Raw genomic sequence first — 18,251 nt, forward strand, 5'->3', positions numbered from 1 at the left:
ATTACGCTCAATGTTTTCTAAAAACGACTGCTGCCCAGTTATTCTTACTTATGTGCTTTATTTTTTTCAATCCATTTGCTTCTGCTTTTGCCTGAATATCAGCTATATCATGCTCATAGAAGCCACTTAACAGTAGATAATCGCTTGTGAATGTTGCATATTTTGGTATTTCCTCCAAAAGAATGTTTCGGTTGATGTTGGCCAAAACAATGTCGTACACTTCAGCTTTTTGAGAGTCAATTGTTCCTAAAGATATGGTTACTAGGTCAGTATGGTTTAGCTGAATATTTTCTTGGGTGTTTTCTACTGACCATTCGTCTATATCAAAGGCGTGGATTTTGGTTGCTCCAAGCTTGGCTGCTAGTATGGCCAAAATACCCGTTCCGGTGCCTACATCCAAGACACTTTTATCCTTATGGTCAATCTCCAGCTGCAATGCCATCACTTGGGAAGTGGTTTCATGGTGGCCTGTTCCGAACGACATTTTGGGTGTAATGACTATTTCGTGCTCGTATTGCTCACCTGCAGGTTCATGAAATGTTGCTCTGATATAAACTTTATCTAAGACCTCGATAGGTGAGAAATTGGACTCCCATTCTTCGTTCCAGTTTTGTTTTTCTATTTTTTTAAGACTGTAACTCATGGGCGTTTTTTCGGCATAAGTTTCCATTAATTGTTTGAGGTCTCGTTCTTGAAACTCACTCTCAAGCACATAGGCCTGAAGCCCTTCGTCTGTTTCTACAAAAGAATCAAAACCAATTTCTGCCAGTTCGGCCATTAGTATTTCAGAAAAATCAGGCTCTACGCTCAGGGAAAGTTCAAAATAGTCCATTTTCTTTGGTTTTATATAAATACAAAAAGCCCGACATCGGGCTTTTTGGTTCGGTATTAATATTTTTTATTCTTCTTCGTCTCCTCTGATTTCTTTCGATTTCAGGTTTTTAGTTGGGATTCCGATATTCAATGAAATCCTCCAAGTATTGGCCAAAGGATTACCTGCTTTAGTGGGTATCAAATAGGCCATATCGAGCTTGTAAATGTCTTTGAGTGTAATTCCGAAACCTGTCGTGAAATATTGACGAGCTCCTTTGTTTCCAGACTCATAGAAATATCCTGTTCTTAAGGCTATCAAGTCAGCATAAGAATATTCTGCTCCAACTGATCCCATTACTTCTTCTAGCTCTTCCTGAAAACCACCAGGGGCATCACCCCAAGACGAAAACATGGTAGAGAATATACTTTTCTCACTTATAGGTGTGTTAGGTTTCGGTGTCGGAACCAACAATTTGTTCAAATCTATCAGGAAAGTGAAGGTGTTCAAATCATCTGGCTTGTGAGATATTTTTGTGCCAAATTTTATGTTGGCTGGTATAAAGTATTCACCAAAACCATAGTTTACCTTACCACCCAAATTCTGCAAAACTAGGCCGTAATCAACATCTAGTTTTTTCGGTTTGTCCGTATTTTTATCTGTTGGTCTGGTTTTGTTATAGTAAAATCCTAAATCTATGGCACCTGTTCTACCAGGTTTGCCGGCTTGGCCGTTCACAACAGTATTACCGACCAAGTTAGAGTTGATAAACTTCAAATTCAAACCCATCGAAAAATCTGAGTTGAGTTTTTGGGCAATTCCCAGAGCCAAACTAAATTCTTTTGAGTGAAATTCTTCCAAGTAGTCGCCGAAAATGTTGGTAAACTGAATATCCCCTTGGTCAAAATAAGTCACACTTGCACCTATGGTTTGCTTGTCACTTACCTTGTAGTATCCGTTGGCACTCATGAGTCCCATGTCTTGCACGATGTCTCTCAACCACGGTGCATAGGAGAAACTCGCCCCATATTTATTGTCCACGAAGGCTAACTTTGAAGTGTTCCAATACATGGCGTTAGCGTCTGGAGCCGAGGCAACGCCGGCATCGCCCATGGCGGCTGATTTTGAATCAGGCGTTAGTGTAAGAAACGGCACAGCGGTGGTTACAACTTGGTAGTCTTTGGTTTTAGTTTGAGCATGGACAAGAGAAGAAATCATCAGAAGAGTGAAGATTCCTAAAAGCGACTTTTTATTCATATATGAGGTATTCACGAATTCTTTTTTTCTAATTTTCATCAAAAAAGTGTTCAAAATAATAAATTTTTATTGTCATTTCCAAAATATTAATCTCCCAGAGGTCTGGGTGGTTTCGTTTTCGGAGAGTGACAAAAGATTCAGTTTATAGTATAGTTGGTTCGATACATTGCTGTTACCCTCAAAATCCAGTCCAAATTCTATTTTTTCATCACAATTTTTACAAGATTTTTGATGATCAACAACAGTTCTTCCGTAAACATCATAAATCATCAAATGGGCCATTATATCGTCTCCGAGTCTATTGTGTTTAAAGATCAGATTCGTATAATTTGAAAAGGGATTCGGATAGTTTAGGTAATTTACTATCGCAAATTCCGGCTTTTCAACGTTAAATTCAAACGTTTTCTCGGTCTTATTATTATAGCTATCAAAGACTATAAATTTCATTTTATTTTTTCCTGAAGGTAAACTTCCCACAAAAAAATTGATAATTCCTTGAAAACCACCTTCGGTTAGGCTCAAAAGTGGGTTAGCCTCAATGACCAAGGTGTCGTTTAAGATTATCTGTGTACGGTGGTTTTGGTCAAAACCTGATATATTGATAGCGTTTTCGTCAAATACTTCTATCGATAATGTTTGGTTTTGTTTTTGACTAATTTTTACCTCAGGCCCAGTATTATCATCAACTTCAGGATTTGTGAGGCTCGTTATTTCAAAATCATTAAAAAAACCATGTGCGTTTGCGGTAGAATCTTCATTGACCGCGTAAAAAGTTATCATTCCTTTACCCGTACCTTTTATTTGGTCTTTTGGTAGAATAATATTTGCCAAAAACTGTCCATCCTTTAAATCATATAATCCTTCAAATATTTTGTTATCAGGAGATTGGTATTCAAATGCCGGTCCATCAGAAAACGTCCCTAATGTTTTCATTTTCTGAGCTTTATCAAAGACAGCAACTTTTATTTTTCCTGAAAAAGACTTACTTGTTTTGCCGATAATTTGTATTTTTTCCAAGGCTTTCCAGGTTTGGCCAACAGGATCAGAGCCGTTTGCTTTCAGAAGTTCTATACTGTTCTTGAACTCTGGAATCGGCTGAGAAGGATCCCCTAAAAGGCTAAAATTACGGTTAATTTCGCCTTCGAGTGATTGGTTTTTAGTCAGAACAAATAATTCTCCGAGTGTTTTGGCCTTGGAAATATTGTTGTAAAAAGCACTATTGATTCTTTCGTTGGTGCTGGAATATACGGGCCTTGTGGTGGTTAACAATGCTATACATCCGCCGGCGGGGTTTAGCAGAGCGAGCTCAGCACCAGATACCAAAGCTGGGTTATCAAATTTGCCAAATTGGCAAGTGGCAGTAAAAAATATCGGAAGTTTGGTCGGATTTCGGAAATTTTGAATGTCGCCAATTGTCAGGAGTTTTTCGTTTGCCCAGCCGTCTTCTGATCCATGGCCGTTATAATTGAGCAAGAAAGTACCGTTTTTTATCGCATTGGTTAATGCCTCTGTGGCTTTAGGTGCTGTATTGTCCTTGCTTATTTCGTACTGGTCGAGGTATATTTTGTCTATTTCAAAACCTCCGTAGGCCGCCTTCGAAAGCTGGCCAAGTGCCTCGGCGTCTTGTTGATGTATGTTAAAGTCGCGGTTGTCTGCCACATAAGTTATTTTGTTTTTCCAATTGCCTGTGGCTACCTCAGCCGATTGGTAGTTAATAATTTTACTAATGATGCACTTGGTTTCAAAAAGTGTTTTGGCAGGTAACCGGCCAACCGCAATATCCAATGTATGGTCGTTGTCGCGGTTACTTATCCAGATATTCCGTTGGCTGAATCCTTCTGCCCAGTGGCCCTCGTGGTCTTCAAGAAATCCAAAATAGTCGTCAGATGAAAAACTATAAATGGGTTCCAAGGACTCCCTAGACTGGTAGGTCGGGACAAGATTTTTGGTATCGATATAGGTGATTTGATTGTTATTTTTATAGTCAAAGGTGGCATCGCCAATGAGTAACAAATGTTTAAATTCCTTTGGGTTTTTTAACCAAAAATGGCGACATAAATCCCTGATGGCCGTTGGGTCAACCTTGCCCGAGCTAAATTCGTTGTAGATTTCCTTGGTGCTAAAGCCCAGAACATCTAAATTCCGTGTTTGTTTTTTGAAAAGAATCAATCTTTCTACCTCATCCTTGAATTTTTCGGGATAAACCACCAGCAAGTTGGGAGAGGTATGGTCGGCTATGCTTTGATTGAGAACTTTTTCAGAAAAGGTTGGGTTTTCTACATTCTTTTTGTTGAAAACCAATATTTTATCGATATTTTTTGTGGTAGAAATGCTAAAATTTCCATTAGCCGTTAGAGCTATACTTTTGGGTAAATAGGGATTGCTTATGTTCCAAATTTCCGTATTTTGGTCTGTTTGAGATATTTTGTAAGTTGCTTCTTCGGTTTTGTTTAATTTCCAAAATGTGATTGCGTTATTGGGGTCATATTTCAAGGTTCGTTCATATTGATATTCGTAAAAATCGACATAAGCCCCAGCATTAGCCGATCCAATAGTACTCAAACTCAGCCCAATGTTGAAGGTTGTATTTTTGGGTAAGATTCTGTTAATTTCTGTAAGGTTAGAAACACGGTTATATCTTGCAAAATTATCAGCAGAATTGTAAAGTGAACGGGCTAAAGTATATTTGTCAACACTTCGATTGTCAATTTTGAAGTCCAAAGTTTGGTCACTTCTCCCCATGCCCAACAAGTTTATGGTCAGGGAAATAGCTGACTCTGCATCAGGAGTGGGTACCTCATAAGATTGCGAGTTATAGAAAAAATCACCGAACCATTCCCTTCCTGAGGCCAAAAGGTTTTTACTTTCTTTTTCTACATAATTATAGAAGGTAAGTTTTGAAACTGAAGTACTACCAGAAGACGAGGGTGGTAAAGTTTCTAATTTAAGAGCATCTTCTTTGTTGAAATTTATGAAATAGAAGTTTTCGTTGGAGTAGGGATTGAGTTTATGTTTTATTTTGGTACTTGTGGAGTCGTAATACTCTTCATGCGGAGATTCTCCGTAAAAAAGGACTTCGTCGGATGTATCTATCTTGCGGTCAGTGTCATTGCATTTAACAGGTATTTGTCTCAAGTCTTGAATTCTTTCGGCACTGTTGGCTTGAGGAAGGGCCTTTATGGTACCAGTAAAAATGCGAATTTTCTGTGGATCTATTGATTTGAAATTGGCCACATTTTTTTTTAGAAATGCATGGTCTATTTTGTAGATTCCTGATTTTGAGATACCTACCTTTATCCATTCACCCTCCGACAGTACCGATTTTTGGCCAAAAAGGCCAAAACTGCTAAGCAAGAATGCGGTTAGAATAAATCTCATAAAGGGTTTATAGTACGTCTGTTCAAAAACGTTTTTAGGTGAGTTTTGGTATCAAAATCAGTCAATTATTTGAATGGGGGCGTAGGATGCTATGGTGTATCTTTTTTTTGAGGTGGTGCATTCTACGAGCGTTCTAGTTCTTCGATTTTCTATTTTTTTATATTTCTTATTTTTAAAAACAAAAACCCTGCCTGTTGGTAATTCTGAAAGTACATGACCCTCAACGTTTTCATTTTCTTCTAAAATACCCAATACTCTCACTAACTCTGGGTCTTTGGTAGACGATGCCGCTGGATTCACCATGTGTCTTTTGAGAACTTTTAGTATTTCTTCAGGAAACACTTCAGTTGTCAGCAAAGGAGCCATTAATTGGGTAAAGGTGGTTTTCCATTCCACGCCATGCGGGGCTGGCCGCTTTCTTAACAATTTGGCCTTGATAGTTACATGTTGATGTGCTATTTCATGTATCAAGGTTACCAAAAAAGAGTGGTAATTGGAGTCGGTATTGACAGATATATAATGCTGGTTGTCTTTAAAACGATAGTTTCCGAGGCATGTTTTTCTGGACCTTGAAATAGCGAAATTGAAAGGATGCTCTGTCCAAAGTCTCATGACATAAGGAATAGCAGCCTTCGGAATCTTCGCCGATAGCAAATTTTCAAGTTTTGCAGATGAGGTCTGTACCGTAGAAACTGGTTTTTTCTTTAAAAAGCCAAACAACAAATTATTAAGCGATATTACTGTACAAATATAAAGCATTCAAAGCTTTCTGTAGTGTTTTTACTAAAAACCGTAAAATAAAAAACTAAGTATTTATATGATTTAAATCCTTTTTTAATTCTGTTAAAGCCCTAATATTGAAGTAAAAAACTAAAAGTATGAAAAAAATATTAGGTCTAGGAGCACTTGTATTGAGTATGAGTTCATGTGGGTCAAAGTTGGTGGATCCTTTGGCGGGATGTGAGAAAGCATCAACTAAATTTTCCAATGCTGCCACTGCTTTTTTTACTGATTTAACCAGCAAAAGCAAATGTGAGGCTTTTAAAAGTTCAGCTTCAAATTATCTCAAGGATTGTCCTACTTTGTCTGTTGCCGAGGTCAAGGAAGCCAACGATTCCATAAAAGATCTCGATTGCAACGATTTGTAAATAAGAGTAGTTAGTTTTAATATTCATAATTGGGAAAGCAAGTATTATTCTCTAACGTTGGATATTTAAAACCTACCTAGTCATTTGAAAAATTTTGTGATTCAGAACATAAATTGGGTACTTGGTTTTTTGGACTCGTAATAATAATTATTTTTTGAAGTTCTTAGGTTAAAAAAGTTTTCATTGGCCATTGAATATTTCTAATTAACATTTAGTACTACTTAGGTTCAACTTGGTGAATTTTAAGTTCAGCCAATTTATTTTTTGGTATTTTATTTTTATCACGGTTGATTTTGCTTTCGTTAGTTTGTTTACCTCAGAATTAATGATTTTAGTTGGCATGGGGTTTTATTTCATGGCCGGATTCGTTTTTAGCTTATTTCTCAAAAAGTTAACTATAGCAAATATGTTCTGCAGTTTACCAAATTTAATTACACAGATATTTTCACTTTTAATGGTATTGGTGATAGATTTTAGCGTGATAGATGATTATTTGTTATTCTTTTTTAGCTTTTTTGTGATTATACCGAGTATTGTGCATCTACTTTCGATTAACAATTTGTTATTGGTTATTGAATGTAAAGCCAAGCTTTCGATCATTATCTCATCATTGCTACAAGCTTTTAATGATTTCGTCGGTGTAATTAAATTTTTTAAGGTTGTATTTATCCCAAATTTTTTTTGGTAATTTTCATTTGATTTTCGGCAATTTTTATTTTGTTGAGACTATGCTTACTTTAGATAAAATTCAAATACTTGCGGCTGAAAGGATAGTCTTTTTAAATACATAGTGGTGTTTATTTTGTATCGTTCGATGTTTTGTTCTAAAGATTTCAAATAATATTTCCATACTATAAAAATATTAAAAGTCTTTTTGATGGAGACTCTCAACCTTACCTATGAACTAAAATGAAACGTACTTTTGACAAATTTAATGTCTATCTTCATCTTCAGATGTTGATTTTATATTGTATTTTATGCATTGCCAAAATTTTCTTCCAAATACATTTTAACTATTTTGTCCAGTGCTTAATATTGATACTTTTAAACTATATCTTACTTTTTCCTTTCTTGAAAGAATACTTATACAGTATGAAGTCTAAGGTCTTATTGTATTTTGCTATTCTTTCAGTGGGTGAGTTTTTTATTATTTTTAATAAGAATGTCATTTTCCTAAAACTGGGCATATTTTTTTATCTTTTATCAAAGTTTATATTACTTCTGCTTTTAAAAAATAGCCTTAAAGATTTTCAACTAGTTACAATTTGGGATTCTATCAAAATTATAGGTCCACAACTTGTTTCTTTTGCTTTAGGATTCTTGATTTATAACAATGCAGACTTAGATATATCACTTTCGGTATTAGTCATAATATATGCTGTACTTTCAGCCTTAATTTTCAGTTATATATTTTATTTTAAGAATTTCGTTGGTATGAGATTTATAGTTATTGGCCTCATTCTTATTACTATACACGAAAGTTTTGGTGGATTAAATTTCTTTAATAGTTACATTGATAAAGATTTTGTCATTTCTTTTATTCTTATTTCTGCCGGAAAATATTTTTTGGGGCTAGGTTTTTGGAAGTCAAGAATTGCTTCTCAACATTAGCTTTTCATCCAGTTTTCCACCATTTTTACGCCGTGTTCTGTCAAATAAGCCTCTGGATGAAACTGCACTCCACGAATATCATATTTTTGGTGTGCTTCTCCCAAAACATAACCTTTTTCGTCGATAGCGGTAATTTTTAGGTCAGTAGGCATGGTTTCAGGGACAACGGTCCAAGAATGATAACGGCAAACTTCAAACGAATTCGGTAATCCTTTGAAAAGCAACTCGTTTTCATCTTTCACGACGCATTTGGTGGTAACACCGTGCAGCACATCATCCATGTTATGTAGTTTTGAGCCGAAAGCCTCACCAATGGCTTGATGACCCAAGCACACTCCGAAAATACTTTTGGTGGTTTTATATTCGGCCAAGAGATCCATCATTATACCTGCTTCTTCCGGAATTCCTGGTCCTGGAGAAAGTAAGATTTTGTCGTATTTTTTTACTTCCTCTAAAGCTATTTTATCATTTCTGATTACGTCTACATCTCCACCCAAATCTTTTAGGATGTACACCAAATTATATACAAAAGAGTCGTAATTGTCTAATACTAGTATTTTCATCATTTTCATTTTTTTTTCTTCTTTCCTTCTTCAGACATTCTCCATTCTACCGCTCGTGTCATTGTTTTTATACTTTCGGCTTTTCTAAATCTCAAAGCACTCCAATCTTCGTCTATAGCCACCATTCTTACAGGTTCGTAGCCTAGGTCACCCATAGCTTGCCAACCATTGTCCCTATTAAACTCGCATTTATATTTTTTGGAACTGCCTTTGGGATAAACAAACCAAAAAAGACCATTTTCTTCCATTTTAGAATCAACCAATGTGCCAAATTTAATAACTTCATCAAGTTTGGTACAGAAAATTAGAGCAAAATCTACTTTGGTTTCGTCGAGTGATTTTTTCACATCAATGTGCGTTTTAAACTCTTCCCACATTTCGTCCAGATCTTTTGGAGCGTTCAGTATTACCAAACTTTTATGCTCTTTATAATTTAGTTTTTTAAGTAAGGGGTTCATATTAATAATGTTTTTTTCGTCAAAATTAAATGTGATATCTAACTCTACATTTTCGTCCTTATTCTGAATTATTATCAAATTTGACCTGCCATTTCTATTGCTTTTCTCAAGGCTCCAAGCTTTAGATGAATCTCGGCCATTTCGGTTTCTATCACAGATTTGGCTACCACACCCATCCCGGCTTGAAAAAACAGCGTGTTGTTTTTGCTTAGGAATGTACGTATTGCTATGGCATGGTTAAAGTTGCCTTTAAAATCCATGAAACCTATTGCACCTCCATAAATACTTCGGTTAGTAGGTTCCATTTCGTTTATCAAACTCATGGCCATATGCTTTGGAGAACCTGAGAGTGTTCCTGCCGGAAAAGTATCTGCCACCAATTGCAATGGATTTGTGCCTTTAGTCATATGTCCGGTTACTTTAGATACCAAATGAATCACATGACTGTAAAACTGTACTTCCTTGAAAATGTCTACTTGTACATGGTCGGAGCTACGCGAAAGGTCGTTTCTGGCAAGATCCACCAACATCACATGTTCGGCAGATTCCTTGGGATCGGCGTGTAATTGGCGGGCCAATTCAGCATCTTTGGCATCGTCGCCTGTTCTTCTAAATGTACCCGCTATCGGATGAATTTCGGCTTGTCCGTCTTTTATAAATATCTGTTTTTCAGGACTTGATCCAAAAATATGATAATCGCCACCGTCAAAATAAAACAAGTACGGGGAAGGATTTATGCTACGCAATGCCCGATATACATTGAAGTCATCTCCAGTAAATTCTTGCGAAAATCTTCTGGAAGGTACAATCTGAAAGACATCTCCACGTAGACAATGTTTGATGCATTTTTCAATGATTTTAACCATATCGGCATCATTGATATTGGTTTGTTCTTCGCCTTTTTTAGAGAAATTGCTAGAGGTTCTTTTTGGGTTTTTTACATAAAACTCCAGCGTATCTAAACCATCTTCCTTAAATTTCGACTCCTCGCCTTCTTTGGCATAGGCGTGCTCAAACATAAAAAGCTCGTCTTTGAAATGATTGACAGCTATCACATACCTATAAACTCTGTACAATATTTGTGGAATAGCTGTTTCTTGACTTTTTTCTTGAATTTCTATATCCTCAAAATATTCTACTGAGTCGTAAGTGATATGTCCGAAAAGTCCATTGGATATAAACGAATGCTCACTTTCTGATGGCTGGTATCTACTGGCAAAAGTTTGTAAGGCATTCACAGCCTCCTTTCTTGAAGCTAGTCTAAACTTCTCAGTGCTTCCATCTGGAAAAGTTTGCGTAATTTCATCATTATCAAGGATAAATGACGCAATGGGATCACAGGCAATATAACTGAAACTATTGTGCATGGCGTGATAATCGGCACTTTCGAGAATCACGGAGAGCGGGAATTGTTCTCTTATTCTTAGAAAAATACTCACCGGAGTGAGTGTATCGGCCAACAATCTTTTGCTTCTGGTAGTAATATTAAATTTCATAATTCATTGTTTCTTTTCGATTTCCTTTGACATTGATGAGCCATCGCAGTTCTCTCTTTATTATTTTTTTAAAATCCTAATCATTATATTGTTGCCTTTGTGGTTCAACAGAGCCGATATTTCGGCGGCTGAGCGGATCCGACATTTCGGTGGCTGAGCGGATCCGACATATCGGCGGCTGAGCGGATCCGACATATCGGTGGCTGAGCGGATCCGACATATCGGTGGCTGAGCGGATCCGACATATCGGTGGCTGAGCGGATCCGACATATCGGTGGCTGAGCGGAGCCGAAGCCACAAAAAAAACGGCTTGCCGTTTTGAACAGCAAGCCGTAATTATGTAATAAACCACATAGCGGAATGTTGCTCAACTCAAAAGAGAAGAACGCCACCAACCTTTATTTGCTATGCTGTTTGATAATTTCATGTCGCAAATGTAGCCATGAAATTTATAATTCAAAATATTTTAAAATTATTTTTCTAAAAGACCATCAGTAACCCATTGCTTAAGTTTGGCAATGTTATCGGCTGACAATTTCATTGTGCCGTTTCGAGGCATAAAACCTGTAGTGCCTGGTTCTCTTTGTACGCGATCCAGTATCGTAATTATTTTTGACTGAGCTACTGCAAACTGATCCCATTTGTTGGGATTGGCTCCTCCAGCCAAATGGCATGGGGAACAGTTTGTTACCAGTATTGTTTTAATGTCTTTGTCGTAGGTTATTTTAGCCACCACAACAGGTTCATCTTCTTTTTCACAACTGCTAAAAATAGCAAGTGAAAATAAACATAGTGCAAGAGTTTTTGTGAGTTTTTTCATTGTTTAAAGTTTTAGATTAACAAACGGGATAAGTTAATAACCGTAGTACGCATCATATTAAGAAAAGGTTGTAAACAAAAAAAGGGCAGACAAATGTCTACCCTCCTTCAAACTTTAAACATCTAAATTTTATTTTTTTGCTGCAGCGTATCTTGCTTCTACGGCATTCCAGTTTACCAATGTCCAGAAAGTATCTACATAATCAGGACGTTTGTTTTGGAACTTCAAATAGTAAGCATGTTCCCAAACATCCAGACCCAACAAAGGCGTTCCTTTTACCTCTGCGATATCCATTAGGGGGTTGTCTTGGTTTGGAGTAGAGGTTACAGCTACAGTGCCATCTTCTTTAGCTATTAACCATGCCCAGCCCGATCCAAATCTCGTCGTTGCGGCTGTTTTAAATGCTGCTTTGAACTCATCAACTCCACCAAAAGCTGCGATGATAGCCTCTTTTAATGGTCCTGAAAGATTACCGCCCACACCTTGTGGAGCAAGAATATTCCAGAATAAATCGTGGTTATAATGGCCACCTCCGTTATTTCTTACTGCTGGTGATGCTTTACTTATATTTGCCAAAATTTCTTCAATTGTTTTGTTTTCCAAATCCGTACCAGCTATAGCCGCATTAAGATTTGTAACATAAGCATTGTGATGACGGTCATGATGAATTTCCATTGTCATGGCGTCAAAATGTGGTTCCAATGCATCATTGGCGTAAGGAAGGGGTGCTAATGTAAAAGCCATAATTGTATTTCTTTAAACTTATTTTTCGATCTATAAATGATAAACATCAGTTTTTTAAAATGTGTTCGAAAGGGATGAAAAAAATAGAAAAAATTGGCTTGGTTCGATATTTTTATGAGATTTTCAAATAGATACGTGGTTTGTCTTCAAAGATATTATGCAATCCTTTTCATTTTTCAAGATGTCGCGGAATAGGTATAATATAAATGGCGATAACTTATATAAATATATAGTTATCGCTGAATTGTAACTCAGAAAATAACGGTATCTATTAATTTTAGAACAGATGTCGCTAATTACTTCCAAAAGAATATGAATATGATTTATTTTTATGAATAAAAATGAAGGAATTCAAATAGTATTCTTTCTCTTTTTTTTATTCTTCATTTGGCTTAGAAGTATTGATTTTATAAATCAAATATGCGATACCAACCACAAAATGAAGAATGACGATGGCAGCTATGATGTACGCTAAAGTCATTTGTTTTTTCTTACAAAAATCAATGAAAAATGAGGTTATTCAAATGATAAATGTCACAAACACTCAGTTTCTTAGTTTTTTAAAAAAACTTTTTAACATTGCCTCAGATTCAGATTGTAGAATACCCCCAATTACATCAGTTTTGGGATGTAGAATGGGCTGATTGATAAGTGTAAAACCCTTTTTCTTGTCATAAGCCCCAAATATTACTCGCTCAATTTGTGACCAAGCCAAGGCTCCGGCACACATAACACAGGGCTCAAGTGTTACATAAAGCGTGCAGTTTTTGAGATATTTTGCAGCCAAAAAGTTGGAAGCTGCCGTTATGGCCAATATTTCGGCATGGGCCGTTACATCGTGCAGTTGTTCTGTTTGGTTTACTCCTTTTCCTATGATTGTTTTGCCTTCGGCCACCACTATGGCACCGACAGGTACTTCGTCTTTTTCATAAGCATCCATGGCCAAATCCAAGGCTTTTGCCATGAAATATTCGTGTGAGTAAATGGGGTAGGAGTTTCGAGCCAAGGGAATAAAATTTTCAAAATGAACGAATAAGCTTTGCCTTTGACACAATACAACTATTTTTAGTGTCTTTGCGACCTAGCGGTTATATCAAGGATTGAAATTAATAAAAAAACGCCTCAAATGTTTAAAAATGAGGCGTTTGCGATAATATTTTTGAAACTTAAAAACATAAACTAGCAGCACCCAAAAGACCAGCGTCGTTGGCCAATGTTGCTCTTTTTATGTCCAGCGTTTTCATATAATAAGGTGTTAGCCAATATTTTAATTGACGATTTACAGCAGGCATAATATATTCAAACGATGCCGATAAACCACCTCCAATAAGAATGGTGGTGATGTCAAGAATTCTAATCATTGATACCAATCCGTCACCCAACAAAGTTCCTACAACGTCGAATATTTGAAGTGCAAGTACATCACCATCAGAAGCAGCGGCTACCAATCCTGTGGTAGAAATAGAGCCGTCACTTGGAAGTCTTGTTTCTCCTTTAAACTCAGCACGCATTTTGTTGGCTAGGTCCAAAAGCTCGTTTTTGCCTATGTTTCTTTCTAAAACCTTGCCGTTTATTGATGGCATGTGACCAGGCTCCATGGCATTACCGCCACCGCCTTTAAACACCAGTTTGTCTATGATGGCTGCACCGCCTACGCCTGTACCAAGTGTTACAAATATATAATCTTCAGGTAGTTTTTCTTCTCCAAAATAATATTCGCCTAAGGCTGCAGCATTGGCATCATTTTCCAAGAAAAAATCATGCTCGGGGAAACGTTTTTTCAAAAGCGGAATAATGGGAGTACCGTCGGTTTCGGGTATGGCGGTTATTTCCATCAAGGTTGATCTGTCACGAGAAATAAGTCCAGGTACACCTATGCCTATTTTTTTAACCTCGGGGTTTTCTTTAAGTTGAACGGCTATGGCGTCACCCAAATTATCTACAAAATGACCTGTTGCCCTCCAAGAACCGGTGTCGTGGCTATAAAAGTTTGTAATATTTCCAGTTTCGGCATTCACAATGCCCATTTTAACATTTGTCCCACCAACGTCTATTCCCAAATATTCTGTAGCCATCCCGATGATTTATAAAGTTTTCTGCAAATATAAATTAAAATAAATTAATAATTAGGGAAGATGATCTCTTCTATTAATCCTAATATTTCTGTTTTGCCTGTTTTTCTTTCTGAAGAACTTATAAAGTACTCGGGTAATATCTGCCAGGTTTCTGAAAGTGCACCCATAAAATCGGTAATGTTCTTCTGTCCTTCCATGGTTTTTACTTTGTCAGCTTTCGTGAAAACTAGCTTCAGAGGAACCCCGTTTTCACCTAATTTTTGTATAAATTCTAAGTCTTTTTTTTGTGGTGAAAGTCGGATATCTAACAAAACAAAGACATACAGGAGGTTGGGTCTTTGGAGCAGATAGTCCCATGTCATTTTTTCCCATTTGGCTTTTTCTGAAACTGGTACTTTGGCGTAACCATAGCCAGGCAAATCCACCAGATGCCATTTGTTATCAATCAAAAAGTGATTGATAAGTTGGGTTTTTCCTGGAGTTGAGGATGTTTTTGCAAGGTTTTTAACACCGGTTAGCATATTAAGTAGGGAAGATTTGCCAACATTTGACCTTCCTATAAATGCTATTTCGGGCAGATCATCTTGAGGGCAATTCTCTACCCTAGAGGCACTTTTATTAAACTTTGCTTCTTTTATTTGATACATTTTTGTTGTTTTTAATTGCATTTAGGGCAAGTACCTTGCACCAAAACGTTGATTTCTTTTCGTTGATAACCTTCTGGAAGAATGATTTCTGGAATCAGGAATTTTTCTAAACAGAAGGTTTCGTTGCATTCCGAACATTTGAAATGCACATGGTCGTGGTGGTGATGGCCCGAGGCACATTGGTCTTTGCAGAGGGCATATTTTACGCCGCCGTTGTCGTCCAAAATCTTATGAATAATGCCCTTGTCTAGAAATGTTTTGAGCGTGCGGTATATGGTAACTCTATCAAAACCATCCGTGAGGTAGGTTTCTATATCGCCATGTGAAAGAGCTGATGATTTTTGAAGAAAACCATTCAGTATATTTTCACGGGTGTCGGTATGTCTGAGGTCATTTTGGCGTAATATGCCCAGTGCGTTATTTTCCATTTTATCCCATTTCGTAAGAAACTACGTCAAACTGCATTTTTACCAAATTTGCATAAATTCCCTCGTTTTTCAAAATCAAACTTTCGTGGGTGCCAGATTCGGCTATTTGGCCGTCTTTCAAAACATAAATTTGGTCGGCGTTGCGGATTGTGGCCAATCTATGAGCAATGATAATAGAAGTACGCCCTTTCATGAGTTCGTTTAGAGCATCTTGCACCAATTTCTCCGATTCTGAGTCCAAGGCACTAGTGGCTTCGTCTAGCAAAAGTATGGCTGGATCTTTTAATATCGCCCTCGCTATGGCTATTCTTTGTCTTTGTCCTCCAGAAAGTTTTATACCTCGGTCGCCCACTATGGTCTCGAATTTATCTGGAAATTTCTCAATAAACTCTAGGGCGTTGGCTTTTTGTGCTGCTTCTTCTACCTCTTTTAGGTTAGCTCCAGGATTTCCATAAGCTATGTTTTCGAATATTGTACCACCAAACAAAATTACTTCCTGTGGTACTATGGCTATGTTTTGACGTAAGAACGTGACATCTTGATTTTTGATATTCTGGCCGTCGATGAGTATTTCGCCTTGAAAGTCAGGGTAGAATTTCATAAGCAACTGAACTATCGTTGACTTTCCAGCTCCTGAGTGCCCAACCAAAGCTATTTTTTTGCCTGCCTCAATTTCAAAATTTATACCTTTAAGAACCTCTACGTCTTTTCTAGAAGGATAACTGAATTTTACATTTTTGAACGATATATTACCTTCAATAGGATTCAAAACCTTCTCTTTCTCTATATCTACTTCAGATTTTTCTTCCAAGATTTCTAATATTCTTTCTGAAGCTCCTACCGTACGTTGAAGTTGAGCATACAAGTCGCCAAGGCCACTCATAGATCCTCCGATGAATATGGTCAAGGTAAGAAATGTAATCAGGTCGGCTATCAGAATTTCTTTTTCTATGACCAGATTTCCACCAAACCATATCACTAACACTATTCCACCGAAAAGACCAATAATGAAAAAAGTGATAAATCCACCTCTGAGGGTAGCGGCTTTGAGTGCCAAAGTTACAGATTCCGCAACAGATTTTGAGAATCTTTTGGACTCCAGTTTTTCGTTGGTAAATGCCTTTACGATAGAAACGGATTGCAATGACTCTTCCACTATGACGTTAGCTTCGGCTAACTTTTCTTGCACTTTTTTGGAGATAGATCTAATATATTTTCCAAAAACCAAAGCTGCTATCACGATTATCGGGAAGGTGGCCAACATAAACAAGGTCAATTTCCAAGAAATATAAACCAACATAGCTATACCGATTACTAAAGTAGCCACTTGCCTGAAAAACTCTGCCAAAGTAGTGGAAAGCACGCTCTGAATAGCCGAAACGTCTGATGTAATACGGCTCATCAGGTCGCCTACACGGTTGTTTTCAAAAAACGATATGGGAGAAGTAATGAACTTATCGTAAACGATTTTACGAATATCGGCGGCTGTTTTTTCACTCACAATAGAGAAAAAATACACCCTAAAAAACGAAAAAATGCCTTGTGCCACCAAAATTAAAGCAAAAAATGCGGCTACTTGGTTGATGGTATACTGCGATTTTCCCTCCATGACTTTGGTCATTTCGCCTATCAATAGCGGAAAAACCATGGTAGTTACCGTAGAAAATACCAAAAACAACATACCTATGATGTAAGTGTTTTTGTAAGGTAATGTAAATTTGAAAAGAGCAATCGCTTTTTTCAATCCGTCTTTACTTAGTTTTTTTTTGTCTTCGGGTGCCAAATCTACTCCAGCACCATGTCTACCCTTCGCCATTATTCTTTTTCTATCTGTCCTCTGTATTTCGACTCCCTCAGGATGTCCCCTGGCTTGTCATTTGCCATTAATTCTTGAAACGTTACTTTGGGGTTTTCGGTTCGGTAACGCTGGATTATCCTCCAACCCAGCCATTGTCCTATTCTGCCTGGGCATTTTGGGCCTATTTCTGGTACCGATGGTCTCTCTCCAAAATACTTCTCTTTGAGGTGTGGATTAGGATTGTACAATAGATTTTTGTCTACCACATGGGCCCAAACCAAATCCTGTGCCTCCCAGGTTTCGGTGAGTTCTTGTTCTGAATACCCAATGATGAGCGAATCAGCCGTATTGGGCAATATTTCTTTTGTGAACTCTAAAGATTTTCCAAAAAACAGCATGTCAGCCAAGAAAGATTGGTCTTTAGGGTCGAGTTTGTTGTAAGAATTGGATAAATATCTAACCACAGTCGGGACAATATATTCCTTGGCATATCTTTTCAATATGTAGTTGGGTTGGTCAGGTCTGTAAAGTGCTTTTGGGCCAAGAAATGATTCTAATGCAATGATTATCAAGGTATCAGAAACAAAAAGGTCATTTTCGAGGCCAGTAAATGTAGTGACAACTTTTGGCACTTTGAACTCTGGATAATTAGATTTTATATTGGCAAAAGCACCTTCAAATTCCTTCTGAATGTCTTCCAACTCACCGAATTCTTTCTGGGTTTGGTCGTAGAGTTTGCGGGTTTCTGGGTGTGAAGCCAAATAGTACATGTGCGACACAAAGGCCGTATCATCTGGAAATATTCTGTAAAGCGACTTAACAATGTTTTCGTTGTTTTGGAGCAAAGTGAGCATTTCGGGTTGACTTTTTACCGCCATCAGCTCTCTTTCAAATCGTCGGATTTTTACTTCTACATCGGGTTTGTTTTCGCCGCAGGAGCTAAGAATAACTGCAATAACTGCAATTATCAGTAGGAATTTAACACGCATTTTGTAAGATTTTTTGTAATCAAAACGC

17 protein-coding genes are annotated in these 18,251 nt (G+C 37.3%); 2 read left to right on the forward strand and 15 right to left on the reverse strand.

Going from position 1 to position 18,251, the window contains the following annotated elements:
* Positions 1-7 precede the first annotated feature (7 nt).
* The 4 genes from prmA to EGI31_RS18210 form a co-directional block, all read right to left on the reverse strand.
* Entirely contained in the window at positions 8-832 is an 825-nt protein-coding gene (prmA, locus tag EGI31_RS18195; protein WP_255038576.1) for a 50S ribosomal protein L11 methyltransferase, read from the reverse strand.
* Between the two features lie 66 nt (positions 833-898).
* On the reverse strand, positions 899-2,068 hold the full coding sequence (gene porV / locus EGI31_RS18200) for a type IX secretion system outer membrane channel protein PorV (RefSeq protein WP_255038577.1): 1,170 nt from the start codon (positions 2,066-2,068) through the stop codon (positions 899-901).
* Between the two features lie 72 nt (positions 2,069-2,140).
* Positions 2,141-5,446: a type IX secretion system sortase PorU gene (gene porU, locus EGI31_RS18205; RefSeq protein ID WP_255038578.1), complete on the reverse strand. Its 3,306-nt coding sequence runs from the start codon at positions 5,444-5,446 to the stop codon at positions 2,141-2,143.
* Positions 5,447-5,503: 57 nt separating this feature from the next.
* A complete protein-coding gene (locus EGI31_RS18210; protein WP_255038579.1) occupies positions 5,504-6,205 on the reverse strand; it encodes a SprT-like domain-containing protein in 702 nt (233 codons plus the stop codon).
* A 119-nt stretch (positions 6,206-6,324) separates the two neighbouring features.
* Between EGI31_RS18210 and EGI31_RS18215 the strand changes: the two genes are divergently transcribed.
* Positions 6,325-6,594, forward strand: a complete 270-nt coding sequence (locus EGI31_RS18215) for a hypothetical protein (protein WP_255038580.1) — start codon at positions 6,325-6,327, stop codon at positions 6,592-6,594.
* Between the two features lie 1,092 nt (positions 6,595-7,686).
* On the forward strand, positions 7,687-8,205 hold the full coding sequence (locus tag EGI31_RS18220) for a hypothetical protein (RefSeq protein WP_255038581.1): 519 nt from the start codon (positions 7,687-7,689) through the stop codon (positions 8,203-8,205).
* Here EGI31_RS18220 and EGI31_RS18225 read toward each other — a convergent pair.
* The 11 genes from EGI31_RS18225 to EGI31_RS18275 all read right to left on the reverse strand — a co-directional run bounded on the left by EGI31_RS18225 (position 8,202) and on the right by EGI31_RS18275 (position 18,223).
* Positions 8,202-8,768, reverse strand: a complete 567-nt coding sequence (locus tag EGI31_RS18225) for an anthranilate synthase component II (protein WP_255038620.1) — start codon at positions 8,766-8,768, stop codon at positions 8,202-8,204. The genes EGI31_RS18220 and EGI31_RS18225 overlap by 4 nt on opposite strands.
* A 5-nt stretch (positions 8,769-8,773) precedes the next feature.
* Positions 8,774-9,226: a hypothetical protein gene (locus EGI31_RS18230; protein WP_255038582.1), complete on the reverse strand. Its 453-nt coding sequence runs from the start codon at positions 9,224-9,226 to the stop codon at positions 8,774-8,776.
* 74 nt (positions 9,227-9,300) lie between these two features.
* Positions 9,301-10,722 carry an anthranilate synthase component I family protein gene (locus tag EGI31_RS18235; protein WP_255038583.1) on the reverse strand — a complete coding sequence of 474 codons (1,422 nt, stop codon included), beginning with the start codon at positions 10,720-10,722 and terminating at the stop codon, positions 9,301-9,303.
* Between the two features lie 472 nt (positions 10,723-11,194).
* Positions 11,195-11,542, reverse strand: a complete 348-nt coding sequence (locus EGI31_RS18240) for a c-type cytochrome (protein ID WP_255038584.1) — start codon at positions 11,540-11,542, stop codon at positions 11,195-11,197.
* 129 nt (positions 11,543-11,671) lie between these two features.
* Positions 11,672-12,286: a superoxide dismutase gene (locus tag EGI31_RS18245; RefSeq protein ID WP_255038585.1), complete on the reverse strand. Its 615-nt coding sequence runs from the start codon at positions 12,284-12,286 to the stop codon at positions 11,672-11,674.
* A gap of 544 nt (positions 12,287-12,830) precedes the next feature.
* Entirely contained in the window at positions 12,831-13,271 is a 441-nt protein-coding gene (locus tag EGI31_RS18250) for a nucleoside deaminase (RefSeq protein ID WP_255038621.1), read from the reverse strand.
* Positions 13,272-13,452: 181 nt separating this feature from the next.
* Positions 13,453-14,361, reverse strand: coding sequence for an ROK family protein (locus EGI31_RS18255; RefSeq protein WP_255038586.1), 909 nt, complete (start codon positions 14,359-14,361; stop codon positions 13,453-13,455).
* Positions 14,362-14,405: 44 nt separating this feature from the next.
* Positions 14,406-15,008: a ribosome biogenesis GTP-binding protein YihA/YsxC gene (gene yihA / locus EGI31_RS18260; protein ID WP_255038587.1), complete on the reverse strand. Its 603-nt coding sequence runs from the start codon at positions 15,006-15,008 to the stop codon at positions 14,406-14,408.
* An 11-nt stretch (positions 15,009-15,019) separates the two neighbouring features.
* A complete protein-coding gene (locus tag EGI31_RS18265) occupies positions 15,020-15,436 on the reverse strand; it encodes a Fur family transcriptional regulator (protein ID WP_255038588.1) in 417 nt (138 codons plus the stop codon).
* A 1-nt stretch (position 15,437) separates the two neighbouring features.
* Positions 15,438-17,252 (reverse strand): ABC transporter ATP-binding protein, encoded by a 1,815-nt coding sequence (locus tag EGI31_RS18270; protein ID WP_255038589.1) that lies wholly within the window; start codon positions 17,250-17,252, stop codon positions 15,438-15,440.
* Positions 17,252-18,223: a gliding motility protein GldB-related protein gene (locus EGI31_RS18275; RefSeq protein WP_255038590.1), complete on the reverse strand. Its 972-nt coding sequence runs from the start codon at positions 18,221-18,223 to the stop codon at positions 17,252-17,254. Before EGI31_RS18275 ends, EGI31_RS18270 begins: the two co-directional genes overlap by 1 nt.
* Between the last annotated feature and the right edge of the window lie 28 nt (positions 18,224-18,251).

Origin of the sequence: Lacihabitans soyangensis (assembly GCF_024343775.1) — a bacterium.
Classification (GTDB): Bacteria; Bacteroidota; Bacteroidia; order Cytophagales; family Spirosomataceae; genus Leadbetterella; species Leadbetterella soyangensis.

Coding starts and splice junctions, on each gene's coding strand:
- EGI31_RS18215 (WP_255038580.1), top strand. CDS start 6,325: ATGAAAAAAATATTAGGTCTAGGAGCACTTGTATTGAGTATGAGTTCA.
- yihA (WP_255038587.1), bottom strand. CDS start 15,008: ATGTATCAAATAAAAGAAGCAAAGTTTAATAAAAGTGCCTCTAGGGTA.
- EGI31_RS18255 (WP_255038586.1), bottom strand. CDS start 14,361: ATGGCTACAGAATATTTGGGAATAGACGTTGGTGGGACAAATGTTAAA.
- porV (WP_255038577.1), bottom strand. CDS start 2,068: ATGAATAAAAAGTCGCTTTTAGGAATCTTCACTCTTCTGATGATTTCT.
- EGI31_RS18275 (WP_255038590.1), bottom strand. CDS start 18,223: ATGCGTGTTAAATTCCTACTGATAATTGCAGTTATTGCAGTTATTCTT.
- EGI31_RS18240 (WP_255038584.1), bottom strand. CDS start 11,542: ATGAAAAAACTCACAAAAACTCTTGCACTATGTTTATTTTCACTTGCT.
- EGI31_RS18235 (WP_255038583.1), bottom strand. CDS start 10,722: ATGAAATTTAATATTACTACCAGAAGCAAAAGATTGTTGGCCGATACA.
- EGI31_RS18225 (WP_255038620.1), bottom strand. CDS start 8,768: ATGAAAATACTAGTATTAGACAATTACGACTCTTTTGTATATAATTTG.
- EGI31_RS18265 (WP_255038588.1), bottom strand. CDS start 15,436: ATGGAAAATAACGCACTGGGCATATTACGCCAAAATGACCTCAGACAT.
- EGI31_RS18245 (WP_255038585.1), bottom strand. CDS start 12,286: ATGGCTTTTACATTAGCACCCCTTCCTTACGCCAATGATGCATTGGAA.
- EGI31_RS18210 (WP_255038579.1), bottom strand. CDS start 6,205: ATGCTTTATATTTGTACAGTAATATCGCTTAATAATTTGTTGTTTGGC.
- EGI31_RS18230 (WP_255038582.1), bottom strand. CDS start 9,226: ATGAACCCCTTACTTAAAAAACTAAATTATAAAGAGCATAAAAGTTTG.
- EGI31_RS18270 (WP_255038589.1), bottom strand. CDS start 17,252: ATGGCGAAGGGTAGACATGGTGCTGGAGTAGATTTGGCACCCGAAGAC.
- porU (WP_255038578.1), bottom strand. CDS start 5,446: ATGAGATTTATTCTAACCGCATTCTTGCTTAGCAGTTTTGGCCTTTTT.
- prmA (WP_255038576.1), bottom strand. CDS start 832: ATGGACTATTTTGAACTTTCCCTGAGCGTAGAGCCTGATTTTTCTGAA.
- EGI31_RS18220 (WP_255038581.1), top strand. CDS start 7,687: ATGAAGTCTAAGGTCTTATTGTATTTTGCTATTCTTTCAGTGGGTGAG.